Source organism: Marinobacter sp. bablab_jr008 (assembly GCF_016464145.1).
GTDB classification, from domain to species: domain Bacteria; phylum Pseudomonadota; class Gammaproteobacteria; order Pseudomonadales; family Oleiphilaceae; genus Marinobacter; species Marinobacter nauticus.
The window spans coordinates 516305-532865 of record NZ_JACDWW010000059.1; the positions used below are offsets into that span (position 1 = coordinate 516305).

The window sequence follows — 16561 nt, forward strand, 5'->3', positions numbered from 1 at the left end:
TGTGCATGCGCAAGCCGTCAACCCGAAAGACACCCTCCAGCAGAAGCGCCTGATTACCCGCAGCGCCTTCTTCCTGCTGTTTTTGCTTGCGCCCGTACTCAATATTTTCCGTTACGACCTGACCGAAACCCGCTTCATACTGCTGGGCTTTCCCCTGTCGTTTAACCTGAATCTGGACTGGGTCGCCCAGAGCACTCCCGCCGAGGTGGCTGGCCAGATCCTGTTCTGGTTTGTCTTGCCCATTCTGGTGCTGGTGCCTCTGGTTCTGTGGATTGCCTTCAGGTGGGGCCGCCTGTATTGCGGCTGGCTGTGCCCCCACTTCTCCGTGGTAGAAACCATCAACGACCTGATGACCCGCATTACCGGCCGCCCAACCCTCTGGGAAGCCCTGAAAAAAGGCAGCACAGGCAAGGCCATTCACTGGGCCGGCCTTACTCTGGTGTGCGCCCTGATCGGTTTTTCCTGGGCCCTGGCATTACTTTCATATCTGCTGCCACCGATGGCCCTGTATACCGATCTGGTGACAGGCCAGCTTGGGCTGTATCCCGGCATTTTCCTGGCGGTAGCAACCGCTGTTTTTACCTTCGATTTCCTGTTTGCCCGGCACCTGTTCTGCAAATATGGCTGCGCCGTGGGGCTGGTACAAAGCATCGCCTGGATGACCAACGGCAAGGGCCGGGTGGTTACCTTCGATACCAAACGCGCTGCCGCGTGCCGGGACTGTACCAAAGCCTGCGACGAAGCCTGTCCCATGCGCCTGCCCACCCGCAGCCATAAGCGGGCGAAATTCAGCTGTACCCAGTGCCTGCAGTGCGTGAGCGCCTGCCGGGAAGTACAGAAAGACAACCCCGAAGGCTCCCTGCTGACCTGGGAGCCCGGCGAACCTGGCAAACAGACGGTGCTGATTCCCGTGCGCCAGGTGGAATCCACCCCGCGACAATCACGGGCCTGAACGACGAGGACACGAGATGGAAGAGTGGGTCGGACTGAAATGGCACGACTACGTAACCCGCCAGGCCATGGGCGAATTCCCCGAGTATGCCGTGCATCTGAAAGACGAAGCCCGCACACTCGGTGTCATGTTCCGGGCCATGGGCGGAGACCCTGCTCTGAGTCTGGTGACTGCTGAGCCCCGGCATTTCCAGATTCGCCGGCGATTCCTGCAAAAGCTGGCCGGCACCCACCGCAAATTTGAACTGGCCTGGCGCGATGAAGAAAGCCTGCGCCTGCCAGACAGACTGGCCCTGTTCCCGTCCCGCAAGGTGAACCGGGAGCTGTACCTGTGGCTGGCAGCCCTCGCGTCGCTCGGCGAAATTCACCACCACAGCTGGCTGCAAGGCAATCAGGCCATGGTGCAGGAACTGCTGAGCCGCTGGCCGGGCCTGGAGCCCATGTACCAGCGGCTGGTAAAACACACGCTGCAATGGCGTCCGGAACCAGACAGCCTTCGTGGCAACGAAGCCAGGCGCGAGGCCGCCATTCGCCAGGCCCTGATTCACCCGGGCAGCGTAGACGACCTGCCAGAAGCCCTGACCGACCCCTGGCCGGTGGTGCTCTGGCTGTATCCGGTACTGGGCCGGGGCAAACTCAAAGGCCAGATCATTGGCGACGACAACACCATGTCCAAATCCGGCGGCCTGGCCAAAAAACGCAAACGCCGCCGCGCCGAACGGGTGGATGCTTTCGATAAAGACCAGGGGCTGATGCTGTTCCGGCTGGAAAGCCTGTTTTCCTGGTCTGAATTCATTCCCATCGACCGCGCCGGCGACGACAGCGAAGAGGAAGACGCCGATGCCGTGGCGGACGACATGGACATGATCTCCGTGTCCCAGGACCGGCGCGAAGCCTCCTCCGCAATCAAGTTCGACCTGGACCTGCCCTCGGAAGAAAATGACGACCTGCATTTGGGCCCGGGCATTCATCTGCCGGAATGGGACTGGCGCCGCCAGGATTACCGGGCAAAATTCTGCTGCCTGCAGCCACTGCTCAGCAAAGACGCCACGCCGTCGCCGCTGCCAGAGCACCTGAATCGCTCCGCCAGGACCCTGCGTCGCCAGTTCAGTGCGCTGAAACCTCTGCGCCAGTGGGAACGCCGGCAGCTGGAAGGGGAAGAGCTGGACCTGGACGCATGCCTGGAACGCATGGTGCAGCACAAACGCGGCATTGGCGAAGTGGATCAGAAGCTGTTCCGCCAGTGCAAGCAGAACCAGCGGGACCTCGCCTGCCTGGTGCTTACGGATATTTCGCTGTCGACCGATACCTACATCAATAACCACCAGCGGGTGATCGACATCGCCCGGGACGGCCTGCAACTGCTGAGCGAAGCTCTCACCGCCAGCCGCGATCCGTTCGCCCTGTTTGCCTTCTCCTCCAGGCGGCGGGACCACATTCGCTTCCACCACATCAAGAGTTTCGACGAGCCATACAACGACACCACAAGAGGCCGTATCCAGGCCCTGGAACCGGGCTACTACACCCGTATGGGCGCCGCCATCCGTCAGTCCATAAAACTGCTACAGACCCGGCCAGAGCACCAGAAAATCTTACTTCTGCTGACCGACGGCAAACCCAACGACCTGGACCTGTACGAAGGTCGCTACGGCGTGGAAGACACCCGCATGGCCGTGCAGGAAGCCCACAAGGCCGGGCTGACCCCGTTCTGCGTGACCATCGACGAAGAAGCCAACGAATACCTGCCCTACGTGTTCGGCAGCAGCAACTTCGTGGTCATCAAAGACCCGACCCAACTGCCCGGCCAGCTACCCAAGCTGTACATGAACCTGACCCGTTAACGGAGACTGTCATGGCTGACGTACAAGCCGCCCACAGGCGGCACCTGCCCGGCGACATCGCGGTATGGTTTTTCATCTTTGCGGAACTGGCCGTGTTCGGCATTCTGTTTATCGGCTATGGCGTGGCCCGAAGCCTGGACCCGGCCACCTTCTCCGCCGGCAAGGAGGCCCTACATCCCTGGACCGGACTGATCAACACCGTTGGCCTGATCACCGCCAGCTACCTGGTCGCCCTGTCCGTTCATCGCCTGCGCAACCGGAAAACCGGCACAACCGCCCTGCTCTGGGCCGCCATCGCGGCGTCGTCCATTTACACCTTCGGCAAGCTCTACGAATACGCGGACCTCTACGCCAACGGCTACAACCTGGGCACCGACACCTTCTTCATGTTCTATTTCTTCCTGACGTTCTTCCACTTCATGCACGTGGTGCTGGGCCAGATCATCCTCGTGGTGCTGGCGGTAAAGGTGAAAAAAGGCGACTACAACGGCGACGACATGAACGGCATGGAGTCCGGCGCCTCCTACTGGCACATGGTCGACCTGGTGTGGCTGGTGCTGTTCCCGATGCTCTATGTCCTGGCCTGAGGAGACTTTCTGATGCTAGTGGTCTATATCGCGCTGATGATCTGTACGATGACGCCAGTTTTGGCCTTGCAGGCCGGTGCGGACATGTCGGTTTTGGTCTGGCTGGTGTTTGGGCTGGTGATCGTAAAAGCGGTTTTACTCGTTGATCACTTTATGGAAATGAAACATGCCCCCTGGGGCTGGCGTATGGCAGCTCAGGGCTGGGCGGTTGTCGTTGTCTCGGTTCTGGCAGGAATTCACCTGGCAGGCTAATAGCACGCGCCGCGGAATCCCGTGAGAAGGATCGAACGGCGGGGTCGGGTAGGTCCTTCCAAAAATTTGTGGAGCCATGGATGGCGGAACAGAAGCGCCACATGGATGTGCCGCAAGGAGCGTTTTTTGGAAGGACCTACCCGACCCTGCCTTGCACCAAGCCTCAAGTTACAACAATCGCCGCGGAAACATAGGCGGCTTGTTGCCGATTGCCTGAGCCAGGGAAATCATTCCCCAGAGTACGAACGACGTGTGCAGCACCACTGCCCAGACGATTGCGTAAGTCCAGAACAAACCGGTGTTGCCGTAAATAAACCAGCAAACAGCAACCCCCGAACTGATCAGCATAGCTCCCAGTATCGACATATAAACCGCCGCCTTGCTATGGGCCCGCCGCAACGCATGCGCATCACCGGATTTCATGGCAATCGTCAGTAACACAACGAAGCCGATAATTGGCAACGCCAGCAGGTTCAGCAAATACCAGATAACCGGAGCAATCGCCCCGGGCGGTTCAGTCTTCGGACTGCCCGAATACGGCATACACCACCTCCATCAGTGCATTCACAGTCACCGCATCATCCGACAGCGGCTCAATCATCCCGGCCCGGCAGGCCTCGATGTGGGGCATACCGGATGCGATCAGGTATGCGGTGTGAATCAGCAGGCGAGTCGACGCTGCTTCTTCCAGGTCGTGGTCTTTCAACTTACGCAACGAGGTTGCCAGCCCCACCAGCTGCTTCGCCAGGTCGGCATCGCAACCGGACTCCTCCTGCACGATGGTCTGCTCCACATCCGGCGTCGGGTAATCGAAGCTCATGGAGACGAACCGCTGCCGGGTACTGGGCTTCATGCCCTTCAGCAGGCTCTGGTAACCCGGATTGTAGGACACCACCAGCATGAATCCGGGGGCGGCTTTCAGCAGCTCTCCGGTGCGCTCGATGGGTAACTCCCGGCGGTCGTCCGCCAGCGGGTGCAGTACCACCGTGGTATCCTTTCGTGCTTCCACCACCTCATCAAGGTAGCAGATTCCGCCTTCCCGTACCGCCCGGGTCAGGGGGCCGTCCTGCCAGTAGGTGCCGTCGGGGCCGATCAGGTGGCGGCCAACCAGGTCAGAGGCGGTAAGGTCGTCGTGGCAGGCCACGGTGTAGACCGGTCGACCTAGTTTTTCCGCCATGTAGCGGACAAAGCGGGTTTTGCCACAGCCGGTGGGGCCTTTGATCAGTACCGGCAGGCCGTTGTCGGCAGCGGCGGTGAACAGTTCGACTTCGTTGCCGGCGGGTTGGTAGAAGGTCATAAACAGCTTCCTTTTAAGGCTGGGAATCGGGTGTGGCAAAGCCGTGCACCCATTCCGGAAAAAGATTGAATATCTGGCGATCGTCGCTGCGCTTCAGTTCTAGCAATGCCCTCAGGCACGGCTGTAATCCGGGGTTCGTGGTGTCGGTACCGGCATACCAGCCAGCACCTGAAACGGGCTCTCCCTGCCAGGTAATGGCCAGGCCCTGGGACTCCAGAAACGGCGTGACCAGCCCGAGTTCCGAGACCGCCGCATGGGTGTTGTTGTGTAGCAACAATCCCAGGGCAGAGCTGAAATCACCGGCCTCGTAACGCTGGCCCCGTTTCGGCCTTACGCCCTCGGCAGCTAGGGCCTTCAGTGCAAGCCGCCCGGAAAGCGGGTCGGTTCCTGCTACCAAGGATACATCCCGCCCTTCCAGCTCCCCCAGTGTTCTCACACCGGCGGTTTTCCGGGTTACCCAGACCGGAACGGGATCTTGGCCATCGGCGTTTACAGCCCTCAGTTTGAGCCTGTCTGCCGGGCCATCCTGCCGGTACACCAGGTCACTCTCGCCCTGCCCCTCACCCTCAACGGCCTGATTGAATACCAGCTCCGCCTTGCAGTCCTGTGTGTCGAGATAACGCTGCAGCCGGTAACCGGCGACGGTGACAGACCTGGCTTCAGTGTGTACTTCAAGTCGCACCGGCCCGGAAAACTGGCCGGCGCTGACGGCGCTGGTGCAAAGCACGAATAACCAACCGCCAGCGGTAACCCTCACCTCACAAGCCTAGCTGATGCGCCCGGTTGGTGAAGAAGATGCCGGACGGCTTCTGTGCCGGCAGGGTAGCCACTTCGTCCAGGGTTCGGGTGTTATAGACAGTCACCCGATCACTGTCCCGGGAAGACACCCACACTTCCTCGCCACGCGGAGTGAATTCCATGTGCAGCACAGACTTACCCGGCTCCAGGGTACGAATAATTTCCCGGGTGCGGGAATCAATCACCTGTACCACATCGTTCTTTGGGTGGGCAAAGCTGACCCAGATCTGGCGGTTATCTGGACTGGCCATCACAAACACCGGCTGGCCCTGCACCGGAATGCGTTGCACCATGCTCCAGTCTTCCATATCCGCCACCAGTACCTCATGGCGACCGACCGCCGGCACAAAGGCATAACCGTCGGCGATGGCCCAGCCTTCCAGGTGCGGCATCTTGTACACCGGCAGGCGCTGCTCGCCCTTACCGTAATCTGGCAGGATGGTCTGAGCGCCCTGTTCCGGCTCCCACAGATCCATCATCGACAAGCCATCTTCGCCGAACAGGCCGGCAATATAGAAGCGGCCATCGGGAGTGATCAGCGCGTCATAGGGTTCTTTGCCAGCCTGATAGCGGTTTATGCCGGGCGGATTGCTGTACATATCCACGGTCCAGATTTCACCGGCCTCGAACAGGCTGAACACAAACTGGTTGCCCGGGGCATCCACCAGGCCCACGGTTTTGGACTGCTCCTGTTCACCCTGAGCATTGGTGTAGAACGCGGGAATTTCAGCCACGGTATCCAGAGTTTCGCTGTCGAAAATGTTCACACCGCCGGGCTCGTAATTGGATACGGCCACATAGCGACCGTCCTGAGAGATCGCTCCACCGATGCTGTTACCAGACTGAATGACCCGATCGGTCACCGCACGGGTGAGCAAGTCAACCTTGGTGAGCCCGCCATCACGACCAAACACATAGCCGTAGCGGGCATCCCGCGAGTACACCACCGACGCATGGGACAGATCCCCCAGCCCTTCCACCCGGCCCAGGATTTCATGTTCGGAGTGATCTACCACCAGCACCGAGCCGGTGGCCCTTTCAATAATCAACCCCAGATCTCCGGTCCCCCTCAGTTCCGCAGATTCTGATGAAACAAGGGACTGGCAACCGGTGACAACGGTTGTGGCAATGGTCAGTACAAATGGCGCAAGCAGACGTTTCATCGGCGATCCTTAAGGCTCAACGGGTTCGGGAAACATCGGATTCCGGGGCAATCAATGCCCCCGATTTCAGTTGACGACTGATCCAGGTGATTTCCTGTTCGGTCAGCAGGGCTTTCCAGGGTGGCATCGCCGTACCGGGAACGCCCTCACGAATGATGGCGGCAATGGCTGCCTCTGGCAGGGTTTCGATATCCTCAGGCCGTAAGGGCGGGCCGAGGCCGCCTTTCAGTTTCAGACCATGGCAGGAACCACAATCCTGAATGACAAAATTGGCAAGCTCTGCCTCGGTTTCCGGTGCCCCGGCAACAGCGCCTGCCGACAGCATCAGGGCGGTAGCCAATATACCCACTTGCCAGCAAACGCCCAGTGCGGACCGTTTCATCAGCGCTCTCCTGAAGGATCACAGCCATGCTGCAATCCCAACAATTTCATGACCTTGATATTGATTAAATTTGTTGCAGGTATCCAGTGATCTTTGGGCATACGCCGCCTACCACCTGCGAGGTACTCTCTTGAAAACCAGCATCTTTCTGACATTAATCAAGGTTCATAAGCCATAACAAGAGAAACCTAGGAGTACTCTTGAACCCAAGGAGAGAACCTGATGAGAGTAACCAAACTGATGATCAAGCCGCTGGCACTGGCAGTGGCCATTACGTCGTTGGGCGTAATGAACGCACAGGCCGCCCCGAAAGACCCTGACAAGTCCACCATGGCCTATGAAGGCACCCCCAGTGCGGTAGATGCGGAATCTGCCAAAATCGTTCGCTCCCCCGGCGCACCCGATCTGACCGATGCAGAATTCGAGAAAGCGAAGCAGATCTACTTCCAGCGTTGCGCCGGCTGTCACGGCGTTCTGCGTAAAGGCGCCACCGGTAAACCGCTGACTCCGGATATCACCCAGGAGCGCGGTATCGACTACCTCAAGGCGTTTATCAGTTACGGCTCCCCGGCCGGTATGCCGAACTGGCTGACGTCCGGTGACTTCGATGAAGAAACCGTGGAACTGATGGCCAAGTACATCATGCACGAACCGCCACAGCCTCCCGAATTCAGCCTGGCTGACATGAAGGAAACCTGGGAAGTGATCGTGCCACCTGAGGATCGCCCCAAGAAACAGATGAACGATCTGGACCTGGAAAACCTGTTCAGCGTCACCCTGCGTGATGCAGGCCAGATTGCCCTGATTGACGGTGATTCCAAGGAAGTCGTGAAGATCATCGACACCGGCTACGCGGTGCACATCTCACGGATGTCGGCTTCCGGCCGCTACGTGCTGGTTATCGGTCGTGACGCCCTGATCAATATGATCGATCTGTGGATGGAAGAACCGCAGACCGTCGCCAAGATCAAGGTCGGCATGGAAGCGCGCTCTGTCGAAACCTCCAAGTACAAAGGCTGGGAAGACAAGCTCGCCATTGCCGGCACCTACTGGCCACCGCAGTTCGTGATCATGGACGGCGACACCCTGGAGCCGAAAAAGATTGTGAGCACCCGGGGCATGACCGTGAGCACCCAGGAATACCATCCTGAGCCACGGGTAGCTGCCATTGTCGCCTCCCACGCCCATCCGGAATTCATCGTCAACGTGAAAGAAACCGGCAAGATCATGCTGGTGAACTACGAAGACATGGAGAACATGAACATCACCTCCATTGATGCAGCGGAATACCTGCACGATGGCGGCTGGGATGCCAGCATGCGTTACTTCCTGACGGCGGCCAACAACTCCAACAAGATTGCGGTTGTGGATGCCCAGGATCGTAACCTGGAGGCGATTGTTGATGTTGGCAAGATTCCGCACCCGGGACGTGGTGCCAACTTCGTTGACCCCGAACATGGTCCTGTCTGGGCGACCTCTCACCTGGGTGATCAGACCATCCAGATGATCGGTACCGACCCGGAAGGCCATCCAGACAAAGCCTGGAAGGTGGTTCGCACGGTGGATGGCCAGGGTGGTGGCTCACTGTTCGTGAAGACCCATCCGAAGTCCAAGAACCTGTGGGTAGACACCGCCCTGAACCCGGCGGAAGCCGTAAGCCAGAGCGTAGCCGTCTTCGACATCAACAACTTTGATGCCGGCTATGACGTGCTGCCAATTGCCGACTGGGCAGAGCTGGGCGAGGGTCCCAAGCGTGTGGTACAGCCGGAATACAACAAGGCGGGCGATGAAGTGTGGTTCTCTGTCTGGAACACCCAGGACAAGAAATCCGCCATTGTTGTAGTCGACGACAAGACACGCAAGCTGAAGAAGGTGATCAAGGGCGACTACATGGTCACCCCGACCGGTAAGTTCAACACTTACAACACCCAGCACGACGTGTACTGATCCCGGCCCCGGCCCGGAGGAGCAACCTGATGAGACTGGATGCGGCAGACAGACAACTGATCGACAGTTACCAGCGTAACCTGCCGGTCTGCGAACGCCCCTACGAGGAAATGGCCCGGACACTGGGCCTGACCGAGGAAGAGGTTATCCAGAGATTGTCTGCCCTGCAGGAACAGCAGGTGCTCAGCCGGGTCGGCCCGGTGTTTGAACACAGTCAGGCGGGCGCCAGCCTGCTGGCTGCCGTGGCCGCGCCAGAAGAACAAATGGATCTGGTGGCGGCCCGGATCAACCGTGCCCCGGGCGTGAATCATAACTACGCCCGGGAGCACACCTACAACCTCTGGTTCGTGATGACCGCTCCGGATGAAGACACTCTGGAGGAACGGCTGGACGAGCTGGAACACCAGTTGAAGCTGCCGATGCTGAGACTGCCAATGGTCGAGGGTTACCATATCGACCTGGGCTTTGACATCGACTGGGAGGCATTACCATGAACCTGCCAGTCACCGGCCCGAACTACAGCTATCTGTTTGATACCGAATCCATGAGTGCCTGGGGCCTGCTGAGGTTACGCGAGCAACTGGAAAACGGCCTGCCCCTGACACCTCGCCCCTATCAGACCCTGGCCGAACGCACCGGGCTGTCCGAACAACAGGTTATGAACGCTGTCAGCCAGTGGCAACAGCAGGGGCTGATCAAACGCCTGGGGCTGGTGGTCAAGCACCGCACCCTGGGCTATCGCGCCAACGCTATGGTGGTCTGGAACGTGCCGGACGACCGGGTTTCAACACTGGGCGAGGCCATGGCAGCCGCCGCCTGTGTCACCCTCTGTTATCAGCGCCCAAGACGCCTGCCAGACTGGCCCTACAACCTGTTCTGCATGATCCATGGTGTCAGTCGCGAACGGGTTCTAAATCAGCTTGCAGGCCTGATTGAGCAACATGAGCTGAGCGATGTGGACCATGCCATCCTGTTCAGCAATAAAGCCTACCTGCAGCGCGGAGGCCGTTATGTCAGCAATTGCTGAGCGTTCAAAGCCATCAGACCACATGCCTGTACTACCCGAATTCACGCCCCTGGAGCGTGCCATCATCAACCGCCTGCAATACGGCCTGCCACTTACGCGAACCCCCTACAAAGACGTGGCCGATGAATTGGGTGTATCAGAAGTAACTCTGCTGAAGCACCTCCAGGCATTGCTGGACAACGGGACCCTGACTCGTTTTGGCCCCATGTTTCATGCTGGCGAAATGGGCGGCGGCCTGACGCTCGCGGCCATGCGCATTCCGGATGAAGATTTCGCCAATGTGACCGAGCAGGTGAACAGCTTCCCCGAGGTAGCCCACAACTACCGCCGCGAGCATGAGTTGAACATGTGGTTTGTTCTGGCCACGGAAACACCGGAAGGCATTGACGAAACCATCAAGCGGATTGAGTTACTTACGGGCTACCCGGTCTACAACATGCCCAAGGAGCAGGAGTTCCATGTCCACCTTCACTTTGAAGTCTGACCCGGTGCTGAGTAACCGGGATCGTGAACTCATCGTTGCCACCCAATCCGGATTACCGCTGGTTTCCGACCCTTGGGCCGAACTGGGAAAACAGCTCGACATGCCCGCAGACGAGGTGCTGTCACGTTTTCAACGAATGCAGGAAGCCGGGGTCATCCGGAGAGTCGCGGCGGTACCGGATCACTACAAACTCGGGTACCGGTTCAATGGCATGACCGTATGGGATGTCCGGGATGATGCAATCGCCGAACTCGGCGAGAAAGTCGGCTGCCTGCCCTTTGTCAGCCACTGCTACCGCCGACCAAGACACCTGCCCTACTGGAGCTTCAACCTCTTTGCCATGGTGCATGGGATCAGCCGCGAGGAAGTCGAGCACAAGGCAGCCCAAATCCGCGAGGTACTCGGCGACGCCTGCACCGGACACACCATCCTGTACAGTTCCGCCATCCTGAAAAAAACAGGATTACGACTGAAAAAACAAACAGATAGGCAGTAGCACGTACCTCCTGAAGTACTCCATCAAAGGTATGGATACCCAGCGCCCGCAGGGGGATAGTTAGAAGGGCAGAGAGCCGGTAAAGGCCCGCCCGGAGAGGCAAGAAAGCCACTCCCGATGAGAGAGAAAAACTATGTTTCGCATGACCCGCTACATCAAGAGCCTGATGAACCCGGTACCGGTGCGCCCGGTCCCCAAGCCCAGCGGCCCGGTGGTAATCTGGAACCTGATCCGCCGTTGCAACCTCACCTGCAAGCACTGCTATTCGATTTCAGCGGACATCGACTTCAAGGGCGAACTCACCACCCAGGAAGTCTACAAGGTGATGGACGACCTGAAAGCCTTCGGCGTACCGGTACTCATCCTCTCTGGCGGTGAACCGCTGATGCGCCCGGACATCTTTGATATTTCCCATCGGGCCAAAGCCATGGGCTTCTATGTGGGCCTGTCCACCAATGGCACCCTGATTACCGAAGACAACATCGGCAAAATCGCCGACGTGGGCTACGACTACGTGGGCATAAGCATCGACGGCCTGGAAGCCACCCACGACGAATTCCGCCAGAAAAAAGGCGCCTTCAAAGAGTCCATGCACGCCGTAGCCCTGTGCAAGCAAGCCGGCATCAAGGTGGGCCTGCGCTTCACCCTGACCCAGGATAACTACCCGGAACTGCCGGCCATGCTGGAGATGCTGGACGAGCACCAGATCGACAAGTTCTACCTGTCTCACCTGAACTACTCCGGCCGGGGCGGCCGCAACAAGAAGCGGGATGCCTGGTACGACATGACCCGCGATGCCATGAACCTGCTGTTCAACCACTGCCACGACGAACTCAAGCGCGGTATCGAGCGGGAGTACGTCACCGGCAACAACGATGCTGATGGTCCCTTCCTGATTGAGTGGGCCAAAGAGCATTACCCGGACCAGGTCGACGCCCTCACCCAGCGGCTGACCAACTGGGGCGGCAACTCCTCCGGCGTGAATATCTCCAATATCGACAACCTCGGCGTGGTGCATCCGGACACCTTCTGGTGGGATCACAACCTGGGCAACGTGCGGGAAACCCCGTTTTCGAATATCTGGTCGGAAACCACCGATCCGCTGATGCAGGGCTTCCGCCAGCATCCGCGCCCGGTAAAAGGGCGCTGCGCGGACTGCAAATACCTGAATATCTGCAACGGCAACACCCGGGTACGGGCTTACAACGTGTCTGGCGACTTCTGGGAGGAAGATCCGGGCTGCTATCTCACCAACGAGGAAATCGGGGTAGTTGATAACACCCCCCGACGGGTCGCCGCTCCGGTGATCGAAATCCCGGTTCACAATCTTTAAGGAACGCGCCATGACCACAAACCCGCGAAAAAAATGCCTGGTGGAGTTCCAGCTTGCGGAACAACCTCTGCGGCCGGGAGAAGTTGCTATTGTCGGTGCCGGGCCGGGTGACCCCGGGTTACTCACGCTGCGCGCGCTGATGCTGATTCAGCAGGCCGATGCCGTTGTTTATGATCGCCTGGTTTCCCCGCAAATCATGGAACTGGTGAACCCCCGTGCTGAACGCATTCATGTGGGCAAGGCCAGCGGGTGCCACTACGTACCCCAGGAAGAAACCAACGAACTGCTGGTGCAACTGGCCATGAAACAGCGGCGGGTAGTGCGCCTGAAAGGCGGCGATCCATATATTTTTGGCCGCGGCGGAGAAGAAGCCGAGTTCCTGGTGGACAATGACATCGATTTCCAGGTGGTGCCTGGCATTACCTCTGCTGCGGGCTGCGCCTCTTACTGCGGCATTCCGCTGACCCACCGGGATTATTCCCAGAGCGTGACCTTCGTCACCGGTCACCGTAAGGCTGACCAGACTCTGGAACTCAACTGGCCGGTACTGGCCGCACCAGGGCAGACCCGGGTGTTCTACATGGGCCTGCACAATGCACCGACCATTGTTCGCGAACTGACGGCCCACGGCCTTTCAGAAAACTGCCCGGTGGCTCTGGTGGAGCGCGGCACCACACCACTGCAACACATGACGGTCACCACCCTGAAAGATCTGGTAGACACCATTGACCGGGAAGATTTCCAGCCACCCACCCTGATTATTGTGGGCGAGGTGGTGCAACTGGCGGACAAGCTGGCCCGCCCGGCTCAGGCAGGATGGAACAGCGCCCTGACCGAGCCTGCCGTCACAGCCGGCCAACGGCCCGCCTGAACGCAAAACGCTATCTGACCAACCGGGAGCTGTAGCTGGTGAACCTGAACCAAGCCCGAGCAAACCTGAACACAATCCTGCTGATCGCCGGCGCCCTGATAACAGGCCCGGCCCTGGCCGAACAGGCCAATAACCACAGCACAGAGACTCTCTACCTGCAGCAATGCGCAGCCTGCCACGGCCCGGACAGGCTGGGCGGCATGGGCCCGGCGTTGCTGCCGGAGAACCTCGGCCGGCTGAAAAAAGCCGAGGCCGAACAGGTCATCCGGGAGGGGCGACCGGCCACTCAGATGGCAGGCTATAAAACCATCCTCAACGACCAGCAGATCGCGGCGCTGACCGACTTCATCTATCAGCCCCCGAGCCATGAGCTGAAATGGGGCGAGGCGGAAATCCGCAGCAGCCGGCAGGTCAGCCACCCCCAGGGCTCACTGCCGGATGAGCCAGTGTTTGAGGCGGACCTGATGAATCTGTTCCTGGTGGTGGAAATTGGTGATCACCATGTCACCCTGCTCGATGGCGACAAGATGGAGCCCATTCACCGGTTTCCCAGCCGCTTTGCCCTGCACGGCGGGCCGAAGTACAGCCCGGACGGTCGTTATGTGTACTTCGGCTCCCGGGATGGCTGGATTACCAAATACGATATCTACAACCTGAAAGTGGTGGCCGAAGTTCGCGCCGGCATCAACATGCGCAACATCGCAGTTTCCGCTGACGGCAACTATGTGCTGGCAGCAAACTACCTGCCCCACTCCATGGTGTTGTTCGACGCCGCCAATCTGGAGATGCTGGATTTTATCCCCGTTGAAAACGATGCCGGCGACAGCTCTCGAGTAAGCGCCGTCTACGCCGCGCCACCCAGAAGCAGCTTTATCGCTGCCCTGAAAGACATTCCCGAAGCCTGGGAAATCACCGTCGAAAACCGCAAGGCAAAGGTGCGCCGAATGGCCACCGACACCCTGCTGGACGACTTCTTCTTCGACCCGGGCTACCAGCACCTGATCGGCGCGGCCCGCGACGGCAAGCACGGCGTGGTGATCGACCTGGATACCGGTAAAACCACCGCCGAACTGCCGCTGCCTGGCATGCCTCACCTGGGTTCCGGCATTACCTGGGAGTACCAAGGCCGCCGGGTAATGGCTACCCCGCACTTCCGGGCCGGCGCGATCTCCATTATCGACATGGACACCTGGGAGGTGATCAAGACGCTGAAAACCGAAGGCCCGGGGTTCTTCATGCGCAGCCACGAAAATTCCCGCTACGCCTGGGCAGATGTGTTCTTCGGCCCCAACGCTGACAAGGTGCACATTATCGACAAGCAGACCCTGGAGATCGTCAAAACGCTTCAGCCGGAGCCGGGAAAAGTGGCCGCGCACGTGGAATTCGACCGCCATGGCGAGAAACTGCTGCTGAGCATCTGGGACAAGGATGGCGCCGTCATTGTCTATGACGCAGATACCCTGGAAGAGGAAAAACGCATTCCGATGAACAAGCCATCCGGCAAGTACAACGTCTGGAACAAGATTAACTACGAGGAAGGCACCAGTCACTAGTATCCAGTCTGGCCTTATCGACTGAGTAACACAGGCTTAATTGTTTAAGTCATTTCGGATATAGCTTTTATGGTAGGATAATTGACCTAAGCTAATGCAGCCGGGGTCAAGATATGAACAGCAGTTTCAGGCCGCCCGTGGCCTCCGCACCATGTCTGCTGGGTAGCGACAGTGATGATCTGATTCACTACAGTGTCGCACCCGCCGAAGTGGCACTCCTGAATGGCCTGAGCCACGCCTTCGGTATCTGCCTGAACGAAAATCGGGATAACCCGGAGGCCCGGTTTCTCAATCATCTTGCCAGCCTGTTTCAGCAACAACGGGTAGACCCGGATACCCCGCTGGAAAAGCACGACCGCCCCTGGGCCAATGTCTATCTGGTTCAGTACGGCATCCTCCGGTTATTCCGGGAATCCCCGGCCGGCAAGGTCGCCGTCCACCATTTCTTTTCCGAAGGTGACCTGATCTGGCCAGTCTTTGGTCGCAGCCGTACCGTTAGAAACACCTTATGCCTGACCAGCGTTCTGCCTGCCACTCTGTGGGTGGCCGATTTTGCGGCTTTTCGCTCGGCCATCCAAAGCTACGGTGATGGCCAATGGCACAAGTTTGCCCTCGTACTGACAGAGGAAATCGCAGAGCTGACCAGCATGCGGGAGTACCGCAAACACACCATGTCGGCCCGGGAACGGTATCAGCTGCTGCTGGAGGAGTATCCGGAGCTGATCAAGCGGGTGCCAGACAACCAGCTTGCTTCCTGGCTGGGCGTGGTGCCAGCCACTTTCTCCCGGCTGAAAACCGCCTTTGCCAATCAGGATAAAGCCCCATAAAAAAAGCGGCGGAACTTCGTCCGCCGCCAAAACCTGAGTTAGCTTCCTGGTGCAATTATCCGTGCAGCTTGATCGCCAGCTCAGCCACGTGCTTGCCCTGAAAACGGGCAATGGCCAGCTCTTTTTCGCTTGGCTGCCGGCTGCCGTCACCGCCCGCAATGGTCGAGGCGCCATAGGGCGTACCGCCATTCACTTCTGAAATATCGAAAAACTCCGGTATGCCGTAACCCAGCGGCACCAACACCATGCCGTGATGAGCAAGAGTGGTCCAGAACGAGGTAATCGTTTGTTCCTGGCCACCGCCGGTGCCGGTAGAAGTGAAGACACTGCCGACCTTGCCATGCAGTTTGCCCTCAGCCCAGAGGCCGCCGGTCTGGTCCAGGAATGTACGCATCTGGCCCGCCATGTTGCCGAAACGGGTCGGGGTACCAAAGATAATAGCGTCGTAGTCCGCCAGTTCCTTCGGGTCCGCCACCGGGGCGCCCTGATCAGCCTTGCCACCGGCATTCAGAAAGGCTTCATCGGCCATGGTCTCCGGAACACGCTTAACAACAACATCGGCTCCGTCAACACCGCGAGCGCCTTCGGCCACGGTATTGGCCATGGTCTCAATGTGACCGTACATGGAGTAATAAAGAACAAGAACTTTCGCCATCGCAACAATCTCCTGTGTATGCATTCAATTGTTCAAAGCCTAACGGCTCTGACCGCAAGACAAAAACGGAAGATTTCCGGCAGGTCTTTCAGTTTTT

Annotated in this window: 19 protein-coding genes; 13 read left to right on the forward strand and 6 right to left on the reverse strand. The window is 58.8% G+C overall.

Annotation, left to right across the window (positions count from 1 at the left end; translation table 11 throughout):
* The first annotated feature begins 1 nt into the window (after position 1).
* Genes JIF53_RS11045 through JIF53_RS11060 form a run of 4 tightly spaced genes read left to right on the forward strand, consistent with a single transcriptional unit; the run spans position 2 to position 3631 of the window.
* Positions 2-952 (forward strand): 4Fe-4S binding protein, encoded by a 951-nt coding sequence (locus JIF53_RS11045; RefSeq protein WP_153740641.1) that lies wholly within the window; start codon positions 2-4, stop codon positions 950-952.
* Positions 953-968: 16 nt separating this feature from the next.
* Complete coding sequence (locus JIF53_RS11050; protein ID WP_153740640.1) at positions 969-2792, forward strand: nitric oxide reductase activation protein NorD; 1824 nt, start codon at positions 969-971, stop codon at positions 2790-2792.
* 11 nt (positions 2793-2803) lie between these two features.
* Entirely contained in the window at positions 2804-3379 is a 576-nt protein-coding gene (locus JIF53_RS11055; RefSeq protein WP_153740639.1) for a cytochrome c oxidase subunit 3, read from the forward strand.
* A gap of 12 nt (positions 3380-3391) precedes the next feature.
* Complete coding sequence (locus JIF53_RS11060; RefSeq protein ID WP_011786561.1) at positions 3392-3631, forward strand: cytochrome C oxidase subunit IV family protein; 240 nt, start codon at positions 3392-3394, stop codon at positions 3629-3631.
* 168 nt (positions 3632-3799) lie between these two features.
* Here the strand turns inward: JIF53_RS11060 and JIF53_RS11065 are convergent, their stop codons facing one another.
* From JIF53_RS11065 to JIF53_RS11085, 5 genes are read right to left on the reverse strand one after another with little or no spacing between them, the layout of a single operon-like run.
* Positions 3800-4111 carry a hypothetical protein gene (locus JIF53_RS11065; protein WP_227548881.1) on the reverse strand — a complete coding sequence of 104 codons (312 nt, stop codon included), beginning with the start codon at positions 4109-4111 and terminating at the stop codon, positions 3800-3802.
* A gap of 34 nt (positions 4112-4145) precedes the next feature.
* Complete coding sequence (locus tag JIF53_RS11070; RefSeq protein WP_153740637.1) at positions 4146-4928, reverse strand: CbbQ/NirQ/NorQ/GpvN family protein; 783 nt, start codon at positions 4926-4928, stop codon at positions 4146-4148.
* Positions 4929-4941: 13 nt separating this feature from the next.
* Entirely contained in the window at positions 4942-5655 is a 714-nt protein-coding gene (locus JIF53_RS11075) for a PhnD/SsuA/transferrin family substrate-binding protein (protein WP_227548880.1), read from the reverse strand.
* A gap of 31 nt (positions 5656-5686) precedes the next feature.
* A complete protein-coding gene (locus tag JIF53_RS11080; protein WP_153740635.1) occupies positions 5687-6889 on the reverse strand; it encodes a cytochrome D1 domain-containing protein in 1203 nt (400 codons plus the stop codon).
* 16 nt (positions 6890-6905) lie between these two features.
* The gene (locus JIF53_RS11085) at positions 6906-7271 is read right to left on the reverse strand and encodes a c-type cytochrome (RefSeq protein ID WP_153740634.1); all 366 of its coding nucleotides are present in this window, start codon (positions 7269-7271) and stop codon (positions 6906-6908) included.
* 222 nt (positions 7272-7493) lie between these two features.
* On the opposite strand from JIF53_RS11085, the gene JIF53_RS11090 reads away from it, so the two are divergent.
* From JIF53_RS11090 to JIF53_RS11130, 9 genes are all read left to right on the forward strand, one after another.
* Complete coding sequence (locus JIF53_RS11090; protein ID WP_114434501.1) at positions 7494-9218, forward strand: nitrite reductase; 1725 nt, start codon at positions 7494-7496, stop codon at positions 9216-9218.
* A 29-nt stretch (positions 9219-9247) separates the two neighbouring features.
* On the forward strand, positions 9248-9712 hold the full coding sequence (locus JIF53_RS11095; protein ID WP_011786568.1) for an AsnC family transcriptional regulator: 465 nt from the start codon (positions 9248-9250) through the stop codon (positions 9710-9712).
* Positions 9709-10245 (forward strand): AsnC family protein, encoded by a 537-nt coding sequence (locus tag JIF53_RS11100; protein ID WP_199452492.1) that lies wholly within the window; start codon positions 9709-9711, stop codon positions 10243-10245. Before JIF53_RS11095 ends, JIF53_RS11100 begins: the two co-directional genes overlap by 4 nt.
* A gap of 22 nt (positions 10246-10267) precedes the next feature.
* Positions 10268-10729, forward strand: a complete 462-nt coding sequence (locus JIF53_RS11105) for an Lrp/AsnC family transcriptional regulator (RefSeq protein ID WP_014422490.1) — start codon at positions 10268-10270, stop codon at positions 10727-10729.
* Positions 10704-11225, forward strand: a complete 522-nt coding sequence (locus tag JIF53_RS11110; RefSeq protein ID WP_199452493.1) for an Lrp/AsnC family transcriptional regulator — start codon at positions 10704-10706, stop codon at positions 11223-11225. Before JIF53_RS11105 ends, JIF53_RS11110 begins: the two co-directional genes overlap by 26 nt.
* A gap of 133 nt (positions 11226-11358) precedes the next feature.
* Positions 11359-12558, forward strand: coding sequence for a heme d1 biosynthesis radical SAM protein NirJ (gene nirJ / locus JIF53_RS11115; protein ID WP_199452494.1), 1200 nt, complete (start codon positions 11359-11361; stop codon positions 12556-12558).
* A 10-nt stretch (positions 12559-12568) separates the two neighbouring features.
* Positions 12569-13429 (forward strand): uroporphyrinogen-III C-methyltransferase, encoded by an 861-nt coding sequence (gene cobA, locus JIF53_RS11120; RefSeq protein ID WP_022990816.1) that lies wholly within the window; start codon positions 12569-12571, stop codon positions 13427-13429.
* Positions 13430-13467: 38 nt separating this feature from the next.
* Positions 13468-14982, forward strand: coding sequence for a cytochrome D1 domain-containing protein (locus tag JIF53_RS11125; RefSeq protein WP_199452495.1), 1515 nt, complete (start codon positions 13468-13470; stop codon positions 14980-14982).
* 113 nt (positions 14983-15095) lie between these two features.
* The gene (locus JIF53_RS11130) at positions 15096-15809 is read left to right on the forward strand and encodes a Crp/Fnr family transcriptional regulator (RefSeq protein ID WP_153740626.1); all 714 of its coding nucleotides are present in this window, start codon (positions 15096-15098) and stop codon (positions 15807-15809) included.
* A 55-nt stretch (positions 15810-15864) separates the two neighbouring features.
* Here the strand turns inward: JIF53_RS11130 and wrbA are convergent, their stop codons facing one another.
* Positions 15865-16464, reverse strand: a complete 600-nt coding sequence (wrbA, locus tag JIF53_RS11135; RefSeq protein WP_011786576.1) for an NAD(P)H:quinone oxidoreductase — start codon at positions 16462-16464, stop codon at positions 15865-15867.
* Between the last annotated feature and the right edge of the window lie 97 nt (positions 16465-16561).

Bases quoted from the DNA above. Each gene is read 5' to 3' on its own strand.
- JIF53_RS11050 (WP_153740640.1), top strand. From the start codon at position 969: ATGGAAGAGTGGGTCGGACTGAAATGGCACGACTACGTAACCCGCCAG.
- JIF53_RS11055 (WP_153740639.1), top strand. From the start codon at position 2,804: ATGGCTGACGTACAAGCCGCCCACAGGCGGCACCTGCCCGGCGACATC.
- JIF53_RS11060 (WP_011786561.1), top strand. From the start codon at position 3,392: ATGCTAGTGGTCTATATCGCGCTGATGATCTGTACGATGACGCCAGTT.
- JIF53_RS11070 (WP_153740637.1), bottom strand. From the start codon at position 4,928: ATGACCTTCTACCAACCCGCCGGCAACGAAGTCGAACTGTTCACCGCC.
- JIF53_RS11080 (WP_153740635.1), bottom strand. From the start codon at position 6,889: ATGAAACGTCTGCTTGCGCCATTTGTACTGACCATTGCCACAACCGTT.
- JIF53_RS11085 (WP_153740634.1), bottom strand. From the start codon at position 7,271: ATGAAACGGTCCGCACTGGGCGTTTGCTGGCAAGTGGGTATATTGGCT.
- JIF53_RS11090 (WP_114434501.1), top strand. From the start codon at position 7,494: ATGAGAGTAACCAAACTGATGATCAAGCCGCTGGCACTGGCAGTGGCC.
- JIF53_RS11095 (WP_011786568.1), top strand. From the start codon at position 9,248: ATGAGACTGGATGCGGCAGACAGACAACTGATCGACAGTTACCAGCGT.
- JIF53_RS11100 (WP_199452492.1), top strand. From the start codon at position 9,709: ATGAACCTGCCAGTCACCGGCCCGAACTACAGCTATCTGTTTGATACC.
- JIF53_RS11105 (WP_014422490.1), top strand. From the start codon at position 10,268: ATGCCTGTACTACCCGAATTCACGCCCCTGGAGCGTGCCATCATCAAC.
- JIF53_RS11110 (WP_199452493.1), top strand. From the start codon at position 10,704: ATGTCCACCTTCACTTTGAAGTCTGACCCGGTGCTGAGTAACCGGGAT.
- nirJ (WP_199452494.1), top strand. From the start codon at position 11,359: ATGTTTCGCATGACCCGCTACATCAAGAGCCTGATGAACCCGGTACCG.
- cobA (WP_022990816.1), top strand. From the start codon at position 12,569: ATGACCACAAACCCGCGAAAAAAATGCCTGGTGGAGTTCCAGCTTGCG.
- JIF53_RS11130 (WP_153740626.1), top strand. From the start codon at position 15,096: ATGAACAGCAGTTTCAGGCCGCCCGTGGCCTCCGCACCATGTCTGCTG.
- wrbA (WP_011786576.1), bottom strand. From the start codon at position 16,464: ATGGCGAAAGTTCTTGTTCTTTATTACTCCATGTACGGTCACATTGAG.